This is a genomic window from Aeribacillus sp. FSL K6-1305 (assembly GCF_038050115.1).
In the GTDB taxonomy this organism is placed as follows: Bacteria; Bacillota; Bacilli; order Bacillales; family Aeribacillaceae; genus Aeribacillus; species Aeribacillus composti.
In genome coordinates, this window is record NZ_JBBOQV010000002.1 from 1,681,128 (window position 1) to 1,698,774 (window position 17,647).

Annotated in this window: 19 protein-coding genes; 13 read left to right on the plus strand and 6 right to left on the minus strand. The window is 40.8% G+C overall.

Annotated features, from left to right (window positions below; translation table 11 throughout):
• The first annotated feature begins 29 nt into the window (after positions 1-29).
• Both NST97_RS18040 and NST97_RS18045 read left to right on the plus strand, forming a co-directional pair.
• The gene (locus NST97_RS18040; protein ID WP_341343535.1) at positions 30-1,211 is read left to right on the plus strand and encodes an exonuclease SbcCD subunit D; all 1,182 of its coding nucleotides are present in this window, start codon (positions 30-32) and stop codon (positions 1,209-1,211) included.
• Positions 1,208-4,615, plus strand: a complete 3,408-nt coding sequence (locus tag NST97_RS18045; RefSeq protein ID WP_341343536.1) for an SMC family ATPase — start codon at positions 1,208-1,210, stop codon at positions 4,613-4,615. Before NST97_RS18040 ends, NST97_RS18045 begins: the two co-directional genes overlap by 4 nt.
• A gap of 841 nt (positions 4,616-5,456) precedes the next feature.
• Here the strand turns inward: NST97_RS18045 and NST97_RS18050 are convergent.
• The 6 genes from NST97_RS18050 to NST97_RS18075 all read right to left on the minus strand — a co-directional run bounded on the left by NST97_RS18050 (position 5,457) and on the right by NST97_RS18075 (position 7,473).
• Positions 5,457-5,675: a spore germination protein gene (locus NST97_RS18050; RefSeq protein ID WP_063386628.1), complete on the minus strand. Its 219-nt coding sequence runs from the start codon at positions 5,673-5,675 to the stop codon at positions 5,457-5,459.
• Positions 5,676-5,766: 91 nt separating this feature from the next.
• The gene (locus NST97_RS18055; RefSeq protein WP_340733196.1) at positions 5,767-6,132 is read right to left on the minus strand and encodes a spore germination protein GerPE; all 366 of its coding nucleotides are present in this window, start codon (positions 6,130-6,132) and stop codon (positions 5,767-5,769) included.
• A 32-nt stretch (positions 6,133-6,164) separates the two neighbouring features.
• Positions 6,165-6,341, minus strand: coding sequence for a spore gernimation protein GerPD (locus NST97_RS18060; protein WP_340733198.1), 177 nt, complete (start codon positions 6,339-6,341; stop codon positions 6,165-6,167).
• Positions 6,338-6,961: a spore germination protein GerPC gene (locus NST97_RS18065; protein WP_340733201.1), complete on the minus strand. Its 624-nt coding sequence runs from the start codon at positions 6,959-6,961 to the stop codon at positions 6,338-6,340. The genes NST97_RS18060 and NST97_RS18065 overlap by 4 nt, the downstream gene beginning before the upstream one ends.
• Positions 6,962-7,030: 69 nt before the next feature.
• Positions 7,031-7,240 (minus strand): spore germination protein GerPB, encoded by a 210-nt coding sequence (locus NST97_RS18070; RefSeq protein ID WP_063386632.1) that lies wholly within the window; start codon positions 7,238-7,240, stop codon positions 7,031-7,033.
• An 11-nt stretch (positions 7,241-7,251) separates the two neighbouring features.
• Positions 7,252-7,473, minus strand: a complete 222-nt coding sequence (locus NST97_RS18075) for a spore germination protein (protein ID WP_063386633.1) — start codon at positions 7,471-7,473, stop codon at positions 7,252-7,254.
• Between the two features lie 426 nt (positions 7,474-7,899).
• On the opposite strand from NST97_RS18075, the gene NST97_RS18080 reads away from it, so the two are divergent.
• The 11 genes from NST97_RS18080 (at position 7,900) to NST97_RS18130 (ending at position 17,562) form a co-directional block, all read left to right on the plus strand.
• Positions 7,900-8,352, plus strand: coding sequence for an RrF2 family transcriptional regulator (locus NST97_RS18080; RefSeq protein ID WP_339199097.1), 453 nt, complete (start codon positions 7,900-7,902; stop codon positions 8,350-8,352).
• Positions 8,333-8,512 (plus strand): YezD family protein, encoded by a 180-nt coding sequence (locus NST97_RS18085; protein ID WP_094245314.1) that lies wholly within the window; start codon positions 8,333-8,335, stop codon positions 8,510-8,512. Before NST97_RS18080 ends, NST97_RS18085 begins: the two co-directional genes overlap by 20 nt.
• Before the next feature lie 139 nt (positions 8,513-8,651).
• The gene (locus NST97_RS18090; RefSeq protein WP_327855827.1) at positions 8,652-9,719 is read left to right on the plus strand and encodes a sulfate ABC transporter substrate-binding protein; all 1,068 of its coding nucleotides are present in this window, start codon (positions 8,652-8,654) and stop codon (positions 9,717-9,719) included.
• A gap of 30 nt (positions 9,720-9,749) precedes the next feature.
• Positions 9,750-10,592 (plus strand): sulfate ABC transporter permease subunit CysT, encoded by an 843-nt coding sequence (gene cysT / locus NST97_RS18095; RefSeq protein WP_261308785.1) that lies wholly within the window; start codon positions 9,750-9,752, stop codon positions 10,590-10,592.
• 26 nt (positions 10,593-10,618) lie between these two features.
• On the plus strand, positions 10,619-11,473 hold the full coding sequence (gene cysW, locus NST97_RS18100; protein ID WP_063386655.1) for a sulfate ABC transporter permease subunit CysW: 855 nt from the start codon (positions 10,619-10,621) through the stop codon (positions 11,471-11,473).
• A gap of 12 nt (positions 11,474-11,485) precedes the next feature.
• The gene (locus NST97_RS18105) at positions 11,486-12,556 is read left to right on the plus strand and encodes a sulfate/molybdate ABC transporter ATP-binding protein (RefSeq protein ID WP_063386638.1); all 1,071 of its coding nucleotides are present in this window, start codon (positions 11,486-11,488) and stop codon (positions 12,554-12,556) included.
• 105 nt (positions 12,557-12,661) lie between these two features.
• Positions 12,662-13,672 (plus strand): sulfonate ABC transporter substrate-binding protein, encoded by a 1,011-nt coding sequence (locus NST97_RS18110; RefSeq protein ID WP_066250610.1) that lies wholly within the window; start codon positions 12,662-12,664, stop codon positions 13,670-13,672.
• Between the two features lie 136 nt (positions 13,673-13,808).
• Positions 13,809-14,957, plus strand: a complete 1,149-nt coding sequence (ssuD, locus tag NST97_RS18115) for an FMNH2-dependent alkanesulfonate monooxygenase (protein WP_066250608.1) — start codon at positions 13,809-13,811, stop codon at positions 14,955-14,957.
• Positions 14,954-15,739: an aliphatic sulfonate ABC transporter permease SsuC gene (gene ssuC, locus NST97_RS18120; RefSeq protein ID WP_066250605.1), complete on the plus strand. Its 786-nt coding sequence runs from the start codon at positions 14,954-14,956 to the stop codon at positions 15,737-15,739. The genes ssuD and ssuC overlap by 4 nt, the downstream gene beginning before the upstream one ends.
• A gap of 17 nt (positions 15,740-15,756) precedes the next feature.
• Complete coding sequence (locus NST97_RS18125) at positions 15,757-16,524, plus strand: ATP-binding cassette domain-containing protein (RefSeq protein WP_339194667.1); 768 nt, start codon at positions 15,757-15,759, stop codon at positions 16,522-16,524.
• A gap of 39 nt (positions 16,525-16,563) precedes the next feature.
• A complete protein-coding gene (locus NST97_RS18130; RefSeq protein ID WP_186439323.1) occupies positions 16,564-17,562 on the plus strand; it encodes an aliphatic sulfonate ABC transporter substrate-binding protein in 999 nt (332 codons plus the stop codon).
• The last annotated feature ends 85 nt before the right edge of the window (positions 17,563-17,647 follow it).

A 17,647-nucleotide genomic window follows, 5' to 3' on the forward strand; every position in this document is an offset into this window, starting at 1 on the left:
ATTTGCAGACTATTTTAGAGGTGAGGCAATTGAGAATCTTGCATACGGCGGATTGGCATCTCGGAAAAACGCTTGAAGGTCGGAGCAGGCTAAAAGAGCAGGCACAGTTTCTTGATGAACTGTATGAAATTGTTGTAAAGGAGAAAATTGATGTCATTTTGATGGCAGGAGACGTTTTTGATACGGTGAATCCTCCGGCAGGAGCAGAAAAGCTGTTTTATGAAAGTATTTCAAGACTTTCTGATAGAGGAAAAAGACGTGTTATCATCATTTCCGGAAATCATGACAGTCCGGAACGATTGCAAGCAGCAGCTCCGCTGGCAAAGGAGCAGGCGATCGAGCTGATCGGCTACCCGAGAGGCGATGTTTTAACGGTTGAAGTTCCGCGGACAAATGAAACAATGAAGCTGGCGGCGCTTGCTTATCCGTCGGAAGCAAGGCTGAATGAACTGCTTTCAAACGAATATGATGAACTCTTATTGAGAGAGCATTACGATGAAAAAATTCGCGGCTTGTTTGCAATGATGAGCAGAGAGTTTGAACCTCATACGGTGAATATTGCCATGAGCCATCTTTATGTAGCCGGAGGCAGCACGACAGATTCGGAGAGACCGATTGAAGTCGGCGGAGCGTATACAGTTCGAGCCACAAGTCTCCCGGAAAAAGCGCAATATGTCGCATTGGGGCATCTTCATCGGCCGCAAAATGTTAAAAAGTCCAATGTGCCGGCAAGATATTCCGGATCGCCGCTTGCCTATAGCTTTTCTGAGGCAGGTTATACGAAGTCTGTCACAGTGATCGATGCAAAACCCGGCGAGAACGCGGTTGTTTCCGAAATTTATTTGTCGAGCGGAAAACCGCTCGTGAAATGGAAAGCAACTGGCGGTCTTCTTCAAGTTCACCAGTGGCTTGAAGAGGGAAAAGACAAAAACGCATGGATTGATCTTGAAATATTTTTGACCGACAGCCTCTCATTAGAAGAAATTCATCGGCTGAGAAAATGGCACGACGGCTTTATCCACATCCGGCCGATTTTTGAAAAAGAAGCCGAAAAGGTCCAACAAGAAAGAAGAGAAAATCTCCCGATTGATGAAATGTTTAAACGTTTTTACAAAAAACAAACTGGCGGCGCCGAGCCGGAGGCAGAGCTCATTGAACTGTTTATGACATTGCTCTCTGAGGACTTAAAAGAGGAAGGAGCACAGTCATGAAGCCGATAAAACTTTCTTTAGCTGGACTGAATAGCTACCGAAAGATGCAGACGGTCGATTTTGAAACACTATGCGACGGCGGTGTCTTCGGAATATTTGGTCCGACTGGCAGTGGAAAATCAACGATATTGGATGCCATTACGTTAGCGCTTTATGGAAAAGTAGAGCGAGCGGCCAATAATACGCAAGGGATAATGAACCATGCGGAAGATCAATTATATGTCAGTTTTACATTTGAGCTTGAAGATGGCCGATCAAAAAAAAGATACACCGTTGAACGAACATTTAAGCGGGTGGATAATGTCAGGATCAACACAAGGCTGTGCCGGCTTCTTGAAATAGGAGAAGAAACGGTCGTTTTGGCAGATAAAACAAATGAGGTAAATGACAAGATTTACGAGCTTTTAGGGCTGACGATAGAGGATTTTACCCGCGCTGTTGTCCTTCCGCAAGGGAAGTTTGCTGAATTTCTTTCTTTAAAAGGCTCGGAAAGAAGGAAAATGTTTGAACGATTGTTCAACTTGGAACGATTCGGCGACCAATTAAATAAAAAGCTGAAAAAACGTCTTTTGGAATCAAGACAGCAATTCGCTGAATTGTCAGCGGAACAAGCAGGTCTTGGCGATGCCTCGAAAGAAGCCGTTTTAGAGGCAGAAAAAACGTTCATACGCTGCGAAACAGAGCTGAAAGAACGGGAAAAGCAGCTGGATGAGGCAGCAAAAGAATTTGAGCGGATCCAGACAATCTGGAATTTGCAGACGGAAAAAACGACTTATGAGAAAAAACGACAGGAGCTTGAGCAAGAAAAGGAGCGGTTTGAAGAAATCGAAGAAAAGCTGAAAAAAGCGGAGCAAGCGGAGATGCTGAAACCATATGCGGAAGCAGTGCTCGAACATTTAGCGGAAAAGGACCGTTTTGAAAAAGAAACAGAGCATTGGCAGCAGGAAGAGAAAAAGCTAGCAAGCCTTTATAAAGAAAAAAAGGAAGCTTTTGAAGCGATTCGTGCCAAAAAAGCTGTTGAAGAGCCGGAGCTTTTAACAAAACGTGAACTATTGAAACAGCTTATCTCATTGGATGCAGAAATCAAAGAGGATGAAGCATCGTTTGCAAAGCTGAAAGAAGACTATGAAGCATTGAAAACGAGGCTGCATGAAAAACAGCATACAGAGAGAAAGACGAGCGAATTATTAAATAGGGCGTTAGAGAAGCAGCAGGCTTTAAAACAGCAGGCGAAAGAAGAAACAGTTTCAAGAGAATTCCGGGAAAAAATCCAAAAAGCATATCAACAGAAGCTGAAAATCATGCAGCTTATGAAAGACGAATATGAATTAAAAAGCAAAAAGCAAAAGAAAGAAGACCAGCTTAACGAATGGCGGGAAAAGGCTGACGAGTCCGCCCGCAAAAAGAGTGAATTAAACGAACGCCTGGCAGGTAATTTCAATCAATTACAAAAAGTTTATGATCGTTTATGCAGCCAAATGCGGGAGCATGAATTTTTTAAAGAAAAAGTAAAGGATGATTTACAAGCTGCAAAAAGTCAGCTTGAAGAAGAAAGAACAAATCAGGCGGCAGCTTTGATTTCCGAGCAGTTGACGGAGGGGGAGCCTTGCCCTGTCTGCGGCTCCACACATCATCCGGCCCCGAACAGACATTTTTCGATTGAACGTTTAAAAAAATTAGAAGAAACAACGCAGCAGCTAGAACGAATTTTCAAAGAATGTGATCAAACCGAACAGCTGTATTCCTCGCTGAAGCAAAAGCTGCAGGAGCTGTCTGAAGATTTACAAGCGGAACAGTCATTCCTTGCCGGAGTGAAAGAAATAGCGTCGGCTAACGAAGAGCCGATCATTACGATGGACGATAAGCCTCATGATCTTTTGGCATATGACAAATTTAAAATCGAATGGAAAGCTTTGAACCAAGATTACTTAGAAATAAAAGACGCAATAAGAAAAACAATAGCAGACATTCGTGAAGTCAACCATATTACAGCAAAAATAGAACCGTTGCTGGATGCTGGGGAAAAAGACTTATCCGAAATCATGCTACAATTGCAAAATGTAATAGAGCAGCTGGAAGAAGAAAAAAGAAAGTGGGATTTAGAGTTTGCTGATCTCGATATGGATCAAATCGAGATGTATGTAAAGGAAATTAGTAAAAAAGACTCGCTCGTTGAACAGCTGCACGAACGAATTGAAAAAAGCGTCAGCTTTATTCAAGAAAAAGAACAGGAAATCGAGCGGTTAAGGGAAGAAATACTCAATCTTTCCACTCAATTAGCTGCCAAAAAAGGAGAAATGGACAGGCAGGCAGAACTGATAGCCGATAAACAGAAAAGGCTCACAGCGCAAAGAGCTGCAAAGGAAAACCTTTTAACAGAACTTAAGAGGATCGATCTTGCCCTTGAACAGCTAAAAAGGGATGAACAAGCAGCTTATGATATTTTCCAAAAAACGGCAAATGAATATCAAAAAGCTGAAAGTCAGCTCCATACCGCCAAACAGCAATTGACAAGCTGTATAAGCAAGCTTGAAAAAGCGGAAAAAAATTGGAACGACCGAAAACAGCAGACTCCTTTTGCAAATGTGCATGAAGTGAGAAATTCCGTTTTGCAGGAAGAAGAAAAACTGGCTATGCAAACGAGTCTAGATCAATATAAAAAAGAAATGGAGCATGTAGCATCTGCAATTGAACGTCTGGAAGAAAAATTAGGCGGAACTGTTCTTAAGCAGGAAACATGGGAAGAAACGAAAAAATGCTTAGAAGAAGCTAGAAAGCAAGTAAACGAAGCAATGGAACAAAGAGGCGCGGCGGCAAAGCATTTGCAGCTGTTAAAGGAAAAACATGAACGATATGTGGAAATAGAAAAAGAGAAAGAAGAGTTGCAGCTTCTTCTTAATCGGTTAGAAAAACTTCAAGCCGTCCTGAAAGGGAATAGTTTTGTCGAATACATGGCTGAGGAACAGCTTCAACAAATAAGCTTTGATGCTTCACAGCGGCTTGGGGAATTGACAAGACAAAGATATGCGATTGAAGTCGATTCAGAAGGCGGTTTTATCATGCGTGACGATGCAAATGGCGGAGTAAAACGACCTGTTTCGACATTATCTGGCGGAGAAACATTTTTAACTTCTTTAGCCTTAGCTTTGTCGTTGTCCACCCAAATTCAGCTTCGCGGAAAATATCCGCTTCAGTTTTTTTTCCTTGATGAAGGGTTTGGAACGCTTGATGCAGAGCTTCTCGATACGGTTGTATCGGCTTTGGAAAAACTGCAATCGCAAAATTTATCCGTTGGCGTAATCAGTCACGTGCAGGAGCTAAGGGAACGATTGCCTAAGCGGCTGATCATTGAGCCAGCTGAACCTTCCGGAAATGGAACGACCGTGCGAATCGAAACGATTTAATTACATGAAGCAAGGATATTTCTGACCTAGTATGCCGTTACCAGTTAACAGCAAGTATTACATTCTCTAAAGGATCTTAACCGCTCAACATGACGGGGCTGTCTAATAAGTCGATTTTCCGGCTTATAGACGCCCCGTTAATGTTTTAGAAATGTTGATATATCAAATGTTTATGATGTTTCGTTTTCAATGGATTTTGACTTTCTAAGACAGCCCCTGCTAATCTTAGCATGTTTTGATTGCTGTGCTCATCCGTACTTTTTTAACCGTTTTTCATCGTTTTGACAAGATGTATGCTGCTTCAGCATTCTCCAAATAAGCGAAAAAAGCAGGTTCGATGGTGACGCCTGCTGCATCATGCACAAATCGTTTCAGCATTTCCAAATAAGCTTAAAAACAGGAGAACGGTACCATCTGCAATTTAGCCCGTTTTGAAATAGGTTGAGTAAAAGTTTTCCGTCAAAAAAATAAGACTATGAAAAGGCGAGTCTTATAAAATATCAAATTCCTCTTTTACAACGGGATGAAAATCACTTTACGAAATTAACTGTATTGTATGTTAATGTTGTGAGTGCGAATGCTTTCTAACTGTATAACAGTCCATGAAAAAACTAATGCAGGTTTTCAGCTTCTTTGAACCGATTCATAGTTTCACTCTATTTGTGCATCATGAGGACATCCACATTCCTAAAAAGAGTCTTTTGATCTGAAATGCAAGACAATGCGCTTTTTTTATTGAGCAGGACAACAAATTGAATGTCCTGCTCGCAAATAGTGTTTCTGGATCATAATATAAATCCAATCGTTATTTTTCACTAAGTCTTTTTAACGAACCAGGTGGCTATGCATTTGCCGTCTGGTTTTGATCATTTACGTCCGGATCGATTCCGTTTGTTATGCTGAGACCGTTGTTATTAATATGAAAATCGCCTGTGCAGCTGCTACCAGAGCCGCTGATGGATTTTGATGCTGATTTTGGAGATAAATAAAAGGAATCTCCAAAATTTACAACTCCTCCTGAAACGGAATTAATTTTTATCGGTCCGACAATCGCTGGCATGAGGAACATCCTTTTCCTTGTTGTCTCATAAATCATATGCGTAGAGAAAATCTATTGTTCAGGTGCATCAATATGTTTTGTCTTGTTGAAATTACCGTTGTTTTTCGTCGCCATCAACGTTTTTAGACAATTGTCGAATATGTTTTATTCGTGCTTCCGCGCATATTTCTTCGGCTGATCCAAAGTTCACGATACTTGAAGATGAAATGGCCAAAATTTTTACGTGATCGACATATATGTTCGGGGAATTGTTTGAATATGCGCTGGAAAATCGTTCGTCAAAGGAAGGCTGGGGAATGGATTCGCGAAAAAGCTGATAGGAGTGAAAGGATCCTTCCTTTGTATTAAATTTTTCATAGTCCCGCTGAACTGCCAGAACATTCGTTTTAGGGGTAATTTTTTTTGCGTCACCGATTTGGAATACGGAACAGATGTCTACTGAGTGTATATACGCCACTCTAATGTTCGAAAACCTTTTTAACAAATACATTAGTCTAATGACAAAGGAACAAATGGACCGATGACCAGTGATTCAGGTGGCGTATCAAAAATGGAAGAAAGAGAGATTTTATCCGTATCCCCTATTAAAAAAACTGATGAACTTGAAACCCCTATGATTCTCACCATGCCCACATGCAAGCCGTTATTGATGACGGTAAAATTCATGAAAATTCGTCGCCTTTCTTTTTATTGGGGAAATGTTTAAAAAAATGATCGATCGACTGATCAACATCTTTTTTTACTTTTTCTTCAATCCATTGTATTTTTTCTTTTATATCTGTTTGCTCATGGAGACGGAGTCTTTGTAGATAATAAGTAATCCTTCCTTCAAGTTGTTTTCTAATGTCTTCTATGATGAGTGCTTTATATGTTTCATCTAATTCATATTCATAGTTTTTAGCAAAGTCTTCAATCTTTTTCGGACATTCTTCTTGTAAATAACTATGAATGCTTTCAACGCATTGTTCGAATATTTGCTGTTTTAATTCGCGATGAACATCATCGACGTTTAGTTCTTCATTTTTTACGGAAAATTGTTCAATTGCTTCCTGATCAGCAGGATTTAAGCCGATATTCAAGACTCCTTCGAGCGTTTCGATTTTCAATTGGTCAAATTTGTACTCAACTTTTTCAATATTTGTATATGGCTTGTTTTTGAGCTCTTCCATTTGTTCTTCAAGGTAAAGAAAACCTTTTTCCAGATGGTCGATTCTTTTGCTTTGGGAATGGAGATATTGTTCCAATTTTAGAATATATTGCAATAATGATTGTATAGTGTAATTCATGATGTTCTCCCCACCTTTATCTGCATTCGTTACCATATTTATATTCTTTTCCAAATGAAAGGTGAATCGCTATGAAATGCTTGGTGGACGGAGAGGCACAATGACTCCGTTTCCCTGGCCGGACGGAGCGGGAGCCGGTTCAGTAAATTGTCCTGTGTTGTATAAATTCGACAGCGGTTTTATGATTCCGGCGCTGCCGATTTGAAACACGGATGAATTGGCGATCGTTCCGATACGTATAAATTGTATGTGAATCGATTGTTGAATATAAAAATTCATATAACCACCCTCTAAGCATTTAACACTTGCGGCTGATCAACGAGATCACTGTCAAACGTATTCGTAATGCTGTTTTGGTTAAATACGTAAAGACCGTCGCCTGTATTGAAGGAACCAGCCCCTGCGAATGTTTTCACTTCACTGTATGGCGAAATGTTTACGACGTCTCCGACATGAACGACACTGGCCGTCCCGACGCTATTTACCTTCATAGCACCAACAATTGCAGGCATCGCTTTCCATTCCTTTACCTTAAAAGTTATTTAGCTATTTTTAGTGTATGTTATGTCTTGAAAACTGTGATAAACGTTTAGAGTCGCATTTTTGTATACCTCAATATTTCACAAAATAACTATGCAAAATTCGTGGTGCTTTTAGCACATTTACACAAAAATTTCATAAAATAATCGCATCCGAAAAAATTTTTGCCCGAAGAGCATGGTGACTTTTCTTGTTTTCAAATTGTTTTTCATTTATCAAGGAAAAATAATGGAAAAAAGTTCAAAAAAATTATTATTCTTACTTGACATATAGGATTAATACGATTAAAATGTAACTCAATATTATTTTCTTAAACTATCAAAAAGTTTTTGTTGTGAAAATCCCTACCGTTTTAGTCGAGATTAATCTAGTAAACTTTCAGGGGAAGGGGGCATTTGGTGAAGGTTTCAAGCAGAGGTGAGTATGCGTTACGTGCTTTGCTTGTACTTGGACAGCAACAGGGAAGAATTTATCCGATCAATGAAATCGCCAAACAAACGCTAGTTACGGTCAAATACTTGGAACAAATCTTGCTCCAATTAAGAAAATTGGGGTATGTGCACAGTAAAAGGGGCATACAAGGAGGCTATATGCTCCGTTTATCGCCGACTGACATTAACATAGGGGAGGTTATCCGGCAAATTGAAGGTCCTTTATCTCCAATGGGGTGTGCCAGTACGACGGCTTATGTGCCTTGTCCATTGGAAGATAAGTGTTTATTAAAGCCGCTTTGGACGGTTGTACGTGACACAATTGCCCGCGTTCTTGAACAAACAACTTTAGATGATTTATTGAATAAAAGAATTACAACGGGAATTGGAGGGGAGAGCTTTGTTAAAAACGAAAATTGATCAGGAGTGGATTGAAAGAATTATACGTTCACTAGAAGATTTGGAATACGGATCTGTGCAAATTATTGTACATGACTCAAGAATTACACAAATCGAAAAATTGGAAAAATTCCGTTATCCTTTAGAACGAAAGGATAGCCATAACAAAGGGGCTAAGTGAACATATAAAACAATATCATAAAGAGGTCGTCGATCGGTCCACCGAAGACTCCCTATGTCTTTTCAATATTCCCGGATCGAGGAAGTTTTTTTATTTATAACACCGCCATCGAAACATAGCGGAAAGGGAGATGAATTTTATGAATATTACAAATAAACGCAAGTCAAAAGGACTATTTTTTCTATTATCTGTTATTACAAGTGTAGCTCTTGTTTTAAGTGCTTGTGGTTCAAAAAATGAAAGTGCCAGCTCCAGCTCAGAGGGAGATAAAAAGGCAGTCGAGTTATTAAACGTTTCTTATGACCCTACACGTGAGCTTTACCAAGACTTTAATAAAGCTTTCGCAAACTATTGGAAAGAAAAAACTGGTCAAGAGGTTACGATAAAGCAATCACATGGCGGTTCTGGCAAGCAGGCGCGGTCTGTTATCGATGGTTTGGAGGCTGATGTTGTAACGTTAGCGCTGGCTTATGATATTGACGCCATTGCAGATACTGGATTGATCGAAAAAAATTGGCAACAAAGATTGGATAAAAACAGTTCTCCTTACACGTCCACTATTGTGTTTTTAGTACGCAAAGGAAATCCGAAAGGTATTAAAGATTGGGACGATCTTGTCAGATCTGATGTTTCGATTATAACACCCAATCCAAAAACATCGGGTGGAGCACGCTGGAATTATTTAGCTGCATGGGGATACGCATTGAAAAAATATGGCGGCGATGAAGAGAAGGCAAAAGAATTTGTTGCGAAAATATATAAAAATGTTCCAGTATTAGATTCCGGGGCAAGGGGTGCTACAACAACTTTTGTCGAAAGAAAAATCGGTGATGTTCTTCTTGCTTGGGAAAATGAAGCTTTTCTAGCCATCAATGAATTAGGAAAGGATCAATTTGAGATTGTTGTACCTTCTGTAAGCATTTTAGCAGAACCTCCTGTTGCTGTTGTAGACAAGGTGGTTGATAAGAAAGGAACGCGCGAAGTAGCTGAAGAGTATTTGAAATATTTGTACACGGAAGAAGGACAGGAATTGGCAGCAAAGCATTATTATCGTCCAACATTGCCAAAAGTCGCTGAAAAATATAAAGATACATTCCCGCAATTGGAACTCTTTACAGTTGACGAACTGTTTGGGGGCTGGAGAGAGGCTCAGAAAAAACATTTTGACGACGGCGGTATTTTCGATCAAATTTATCAGCCGAAATAATGATTTGTTCCGATGAATGGAGGATTGGAAGTGGCCAAAACAAAACAACAGCACAGAAAAGGGGTTATTCCAGGTTGGGGACTCACGATGGGCTTTACGCTAACTTATCTTAGTTTAATAGTGTTGATCCCCTTGTCCGTTATCTTTTTAAAAGCCTCAACACTCAGCTGGGAGCAATTTTGGCAAATCGTCACAACTGACAGGGTGGCAGCCTCGCTTCGTTTATCTTTTGTTTCTTCATTTATTGCCGCTGCCATCAATTTAGTTTTTGGTCTTTTGCTTACTTGGGTGTTAGTGAAATATGATTTTCCAGGGAAAAGAATTATCGACGGATTAATCGATTTGCCGTTTGCTCTCCCAACTGCAGTAGCGGGAATTTCTTTAACAGCTGTTTATGCCCCGACAGGCGTTATTGGACAGTATTTGGACCGCTTCGGTATTGAGGCTGTTTATACCCCGCTCGGTGTCGTAATTGCTTTAACGTTTATCGGATTGCCGTTTGTTGTGCGGTCTATCCAGCCCATTTTGCATGATTTAGATCAGCAGTACGAAGAAGCGGCAGCTGTTTTAGGTGCAAACCGTTGGCAAACGTTTTGGAAAGTGATTTTGCCATCACTTGTTCCTGCGATGTTCACCGGGTTTTCGCTCGCATTTGCGCGGGCGTTAGGCGAATACGGATCAGTCGTTTTCATTTCCGGCAATATGCCAATGAAAACGGAGATCGCCCCTCTTTTGATCGTCACCAAATTGGAACAGTACGATTATGAGGGGGCAACAGCGATTGCCGCTATTGTATTGATTATCTCTTTTTTCCTGCTTTTTCTTATAAATTATTTGCAATGGAGAACGAGTCGAAAATATTTTATTCATTAAGTCACTAAGGAGATGTTATGCCTCAAATGGGTACTAAAACGAAGAAACAGCCTCTTGTCGGTGTTCATACAGAATCTGCGTGGATTCGTTTTATATTGACGGGAACGGCTCTATTATTTGTTGGTTTTTTTCTCATTATCCCGCTAATTACTGTTTTTACAGAAGCTTTGAAAAACGGTTTAGAAGTTTATTTTGCTTCGGTTACAGAACCGGATGCTCAATCAGCGATCCGTCTTACACTTTTGACCGCAGCAATAGTAGTGCCATTAAATTTTATTTTTGGTATTGCTGCTGCATGGTGTATCACAAAGTTTCAGTTTCCCGGGAAAACCTGGCTCATCACGCTTATTGATTTGCCGTTTTCTGTATCGCCCGTTATCGCTGGTTTAAGCTTTGTTTTATTGTTTGGTGCACAAGGTTTGTTGTCGCCGGTTTTAGATTCGCTCGGATTGAAAATAATCTTTGCTGTCCCAGGCATAATTTTGGCTACTTTATTTGTAACTTTTCCGTTTGTAGCCCGCGAGTTAATACCGGTCATGCAGGCAAAGGGGAGTGAACAGGAGGAAGCCGCTTTATCTTTAGGAGCCAGCGGATGGAAAACATTTTTATTCGTGACGCTTCCAAACGTCAAATGGGGAATTTTATACGGCGTCATCCTGTGCAATGCGAGAGCAATGGGTGAATTTGGAGCCGTTTCTGTTGTGTCAGGGCATATACGAGGAATGACAAATACGATCCCGCTCCATGTAGAAATTTTATATAATGAGTACCAATTTACTGCTGCATTCGCAGTCGCTTCCCTTTTAGCTATGTTGGCGATCGTTACATTAATTGTTAAAGGGGTGCTTGAATGGAAGGGTGTAGTTGATGGAAAAGGGTAAGGAGTGTGCATCATGGATATCAATGTGAAGCAAATTTCTAAAAATTATGGCTCATTTCAAGCATTAAAAGAAGTAAATTTAACAATACCGTCAGGGAAGATTACCGCTTTGTTAGGTCCATCCGGTTCAGGGAAAACTACGTTGCTGCGGATGATTGCCGGATTGGAAATGCCTGATAGCGGAAGCATCTATTTTGGCGACCATGATTATACGACAAAAACGGTCCGTGAAAGAAATGTCGGTTTTGTTTTTCAACATTACGCTTTATTTCATCATATGAACGTTTTTGAGAATATTGCATTCGGACTTAAAGTGCGTCCGCGAAAAGACAGACCGTCCAAACAAGACGTCCAACGAAAAGTAAATGAATTGCTTCATTTAGTCCAATTAAATGGTCTTGATCGCCGTTACCCGGCTCAATTATCAGGCGGACAGAGGCAGAGAGTTGCATTAGCTAGAGCGTTAGCAGTGGAGCCGAACGTGCTTCTGCTTGATGAGCCGTTTGGAGCTCTTGATGCAAAAGTGCGTCAAGAATTGCGGAGATGGTTGCGGCAGTTGCATGAACAATTACATGTAACAACTGTTTTTGTTACGCATGACCAAGAAGAGGCCTTAGAGGTTGCTGATCAAGTGGTAATCTTAAATAATGGACAAATTGAGCAAGTCGGAACACCGGATGAAGTATATCAACATCCAAAAACGAAATTCGTGTATCAGTTTCTAGGGCGTGTTAATGTTTTTCATGCTGAAGTGAACGATGGTCGCCTACATATCGGAGAAGCATTATTTGCTGCACCTGATGAAAACATTCAAACGAAAAAAATGATCGGGTATATTCGTCCTCATGAAGTGCGAATAACTCGACATAATGATAATCAAAAATCAATTCAAGTAAAGGTTCGCCGCATCCAATCTTATGGCCCGATTGTCCGTTTGGAATTGGAAAGATTGAAAACGAATGATCTGATCGAAGTGGACTTGAGTGTTGAACAGGCGAATCAACTGAACGTGAAAAATGATGAGATTCTTTATGCTGACTTGGAAAAAATAAAGTTTTTTTCAGATTCTCCATCCGTAGAATGAATAAATAATGTCGCCAAGATCATTATCACTCGAAAAGCCTGCATTTCAAAAAGAATGTAAATAAATTTGACTAATAGTTTTTATAAGGACAAAGGGGGTAGCAAAATGAGGAGAAAAAATCAAAAATCTTTGCTTGCCTTGCTTTTAATCATGATTGTTAGTTTATTTGCTGTTATATCCGGCTGCTCAGGAGAAGAAAAGAATGTGAAAAGCGCCGGTGAATCTCAAGAAACAAAAGATAAAGAGGAAAAGGTAGTTAGAATCGGATATCAAAAATACGGGACATTAAACATCTTAAAGAAACAAGGAACGCTGGATAAAGCGTTAAAAAGTCACGGATATTCTGTCGAATGGATTCAATTTCCGGCAGGTCCGCAGCTTTTGGAAGGATTAAATGTCGGCAGCATTGATATCGGGCATACTGGCGAAGCGCCGCCGATCTTTGCACAAGCGGCAGGCACTGATTTAGTTTATGTTGGTCATGAGCCAGAAAGCCCTCTTTCAGAAGCTATTCTTGTTCCAAAAGATTCACCCATCCGCACTGTTCAGGATTTAAAAGGTAAAAAGGTTGCGCTCAACAAAGGCTCAAACGTCCATTACTTGCTCGTAAAAGCTTTGGAAAAAGCGGGGCTGACCATAAATGATATTGAACCTAAATATCTCGTACCGGGAGATGCAAGAGCAGCCTTTGAACAAGGAAGTGTGGATGCATGGGTCATTTGGGATCCTTTCTTTGCTGTTGCTGAAACGGAGACAGGCGCCAGAGTTTTGGCAGACGGAAAGGATTTAGTGAAAAATAGAGAGTTTTATTTAGCGAGCAGAAAGTTTGCCGAAAATCATAAAGAGGTTATCGATCTGTTATTGGAAGAAATCAATAAAACAGATCAATGGGCTAAAAGTGCTCCAAAAGAAGTTGCAGAACTATTGTCACCTGAATTGGGAATTGATGTTGCTTCGCTTGAAAAAGCAGCTAAAAGAAGAACATATGGTGTTCAGAAAATAAGCGAACAAGTTCTAAATGATCAGCAGGTAATAGCAGATACTTTTCATCAATTAAAATTAATTCCTGAAAAAATCAATGTAAAAGAAGCAGCTTTGGAGGAAACAAACAACTAAATGAAAACAATAGCGAACCGACCAGACAACTGGAGGCTCCTACTTAGCAGAAACATGCTAAGAAAGGGGCCTTTTTGCGCATTTAAAACCTTGAATGACAGATGAAAATCTAAAAACGAAATGGGTGGAGTGAAAAATGAACATTTTTTGGTTTATTCCAACACATGGTGACGGGCATTATTTAGGTACTACCATTGGAGGACGTACAACCGATTTGTCTTATTTCAAACAAATTGCCCAAGCAGCGGATCGCCTTGGTTACAGCGGGGTGCTGATTCCAACTGGAAGATCTTGCGAAGATGCTTGGATTATTGCCTCTGCCTTAATTCCCGTTACGGAAAACTTACGGTTTCTTGTGGCAGTTCGGCCGGGGTTGATGGCTCCTTCCGCTGCTGCAAGGATGGCCTCGACATTTGACAGAATTTCAAATGGACGATTGCTAGTAAACGTTGTAACCGGCGGTGATCCGGTGGAGCTGAAGGGTGATGGAATTTTTTATTCACATGATGAAAGATATGAAGTGACTGACGAATTTTTGACAATTTGGCGAAAGCTGCTTGCAAATGAAAAAGTCGATTTCACAGGTCGTTATTTGCAGGTGGAAGGAGGAGACCTTTTGTTCCCGCCAGTGCAAAAACCATATCCGCCTGTCTTTTTCGGCGGTTCATCATTGGCTGGCCAGCAAGTAGCGGCAAAGCATGCAGATGTATATTTAACATGGGGAGAGCCGCCGAAACAGGTTGCTGAAAAACTGAATCAGGTGAAAAAGCTGGCAGAGGAACAAGGAAGAACCGTGCGCTTCGGCATTCGCTTGCATATCATCGTCCGTGAAACGGATGAAGAAGCATGGCAAGCCGCCGAACGGTTAATCAAATATGTGGATGATGAAACGGTCGCTCAGGCACAAAAGGTTTTTGACCGTTTTGATTCAGTAGGGCAGCGCAGGATGTCAGATCTTGTGAAAAGAGACCGCAAGTCGCTTGAAATCAGCCCGAATTTATGGTCAGGAATCGGTCTTGTGCGCGGCGGAGCAGGTACGGCGCTAGTCGGCAGTCCGGAAACAATTGCAGAAAGGATGAAGGAATATGCTGATCTCGGCATCGAGACATTTATTTTATCCGGCTATCCTCATTTAGAGGAAGCATATAGAACAGCTGAACTGTTGTTTCCTCACTTGCCGATAAGCCATGTTCAAAGAAACAGTGAACCACAACCGTTTGGACCATTTGGAGAAATTATTGCCAACAACAGTTTACCAGCAGAAATGGAGAGAATCAGAAAATGAAAAAGTCGTTGTTTTCCGATCAAGTAAAAAAACAATTAATCCCATGGCTTTTGCCTATATTGATTTTAATCATTTGGCAATTGTTATCCTCTAAAGGGATTCTTTCAACAAAAATTCTTCCAGTGCCGTCAGACGTTGTGATGGCAGGAGTGGAGCTCATTCGTTCTGGTGAATTGTTTCAGCATTTGCTGATCAGCTTTAAACGAGCCATAATCGGTTTTTTGATTGGAGGAAGCATTGGCTTGTTTCTCGGCCTTATTAACGGGCTGTTTCCGATCGCAGATAGAATTTTCGATACAACGATTCAAATGGTGCGGAATATTCCTCACCTGGCCATGATTCCTCTTGTCATCCTTTGGTTTGGAATTGGGGAGGAAGCCAAAGTATTTTTAGTAGCAGCTGGAGTGTTGTTCCCGATTTATGTGAATACACTTCATGGCATTCGGTCAGTAGATCAAGGGTTGATTGAAATGGGACGGGTATATGGACTTCGTTCCTGGCTTCTCTTTTGGCAAGTGGTGTTGCCTGGCGCCCTCCCGTCTATTTTAGTCGGAGTTCGATATGCACTGGGGATCATGTGGCTGACGTTAATTGTTGCTGAAACAATTTCCGCAGATTCTGGTATCGGATATATGGCCATGAATGCGAGAGAATTTATGCAAACAGATGTAGTGCTGCTCAGCATTCTTCTATATGCATTATTTGGAAAAATCGCGGATTCAATGGCAAAATGGCTTGAAAGAAAATGCTTAAATTGGAATCCAAATTATCAAAACTTGTAGAGAATGGGGGGGAAAATGTGGAATCTCCAACTTTTGGAACTTATCTGCAAATCAATGGTGTAGAGAAACACTTCGGAAATCAGCACGTTCTGCGCGGAATTGATCTTGAGGTGCAGCCTGGCGAGTTTGTAGCGATCATCGGCCGAAGCGGCTGCGGAAAAAGCACGCTGCTTCGTTTAATTGCCGGATTAGATGAGCCGACAGCTGGTGAGATCAAGGCTAACAGTAAATTGATGAAGGGATTAAATCCAGAGGTTCGCATTATGTTCCAAGATGCCAGACTTTTGCCTTGGAAACGCGTAATTCAAAATGTAGCGATTGGCATGAAAAAAGAAGATTTACCTAAAGCGGAGTTAGCTCTAAAGCAGGTTGGACTGATCGACAGGGCAAAAGAATGGCCTCATGTTTTATCAGGAGGACAAAAACAACGGGTGGCACTTGCAAGAGCATTAGCCAGCAAGCCAAGGCTGTTGTTATTGGATGAACCATTAGGTGCGTTAGATGCTTTAACACGCATTGAAATGCAGCGTTTGATCGAACGATTATGGAAGGAGCAAGGATTTACAGCTTTGCTGATTACACATGATGTGGAAGAAGCGGTAGCAATGGCGGATCGAGTGGTGTTGATAGAGGATGGAAAAATTGCGATGGATACACCGATTAAATTTCCTCGTCCTAGGCAGCGCGGTAATGCAGCATTTGCAGCCCTCGTCGAAAAGATTTTGCGCCGCGTAATGGGTGAGGAAGAAAACACACCAGCTGTCTATGCAAGGCAATCAACGTAATAAGCTTAATAAATATATTCATTAAAGGGGGATTTACTAATGAAAATTATCAGAAAAAGTATGTTTTTAAGTTTAATTTTCCTTTTAGTGCTTTGGATTTCAGGCTGCGGCAGCAAGGAGGAGGCAAATGAGACTTCCAATGCGGAAAAATCAAATGCCAAAGCGGAAGAGGAGACATTACCAGACGAACTTAGAATTGGCTATCAAAAATCATCTATTTTGCTTTTCTTAAAGGAAAAAGGCAGCTTAGAAAAAATTTTGGCTGAAAAAGGAGTTAAAGTCACATGGCATGAATTTCAATCAGGACCGCCATTATTAGAGGCGTTGAATGCAGGAAAAATTGATGTAGGATATGTAGGCGGAGCACCTGCTGTACTTGCAGGAGCCGTTTCAGATTCTGAATTAGCCTATCTTGCCTATGAACCGGAAGTATATCGGGCGATTGTTGTTCCAAAAGATTCACCTATTCAAAAGATAGAAGATTTAAAAGGGAAGAAGGTTGCTTTTGGTAAAGGATCAAGCGCACATTATTTGCTCCTTACTGCTTTAGAGAGTGTAGGGCTGACTTTGAATGATATTACTCCTGTCTATTTACAGCCTTCAGATGCTAGAGGAGCTTTTGAACGCGGCAATGTGGATGCATGGGTGATTTGGGATCCATATCTTGCGGACGCAGAAGAAAGTGGAGGTGCTAGAATCATTGCCGATGCAAAAGGTCTCCCGCGTCAATATGGATTTATTGTAGGAAGACGCGATTATTTTCAAGAAAATCGTGAACTTCGAAATTTAGTGATCAGTGAACTAGAGAAGGTTCACAAAGAGATTCAAGCAGACAAACAAGGGGCTGCCGAAAACTTTTCACAGAAAACTGGCATTTCGAAAGATGTATGGAAGCAAACTTTGGAAAGAAGAGAATATGGAGTATTTGACATCACACCTGAAGTGGTGGATGCCCAACAGAAGCTTGCAGATACTTTTTTAGAGGCAGGATTGATAAACGAGAAAATAAATGTGCAAGATGCTGTTCTTTCAGATTAACGAAGCAAGAAAGTGGTCATTTCATGCTTTATAAGTTATAATGACCCTGAAACGGAATGTTCAAAAGAAAGATCCATGCGATAAC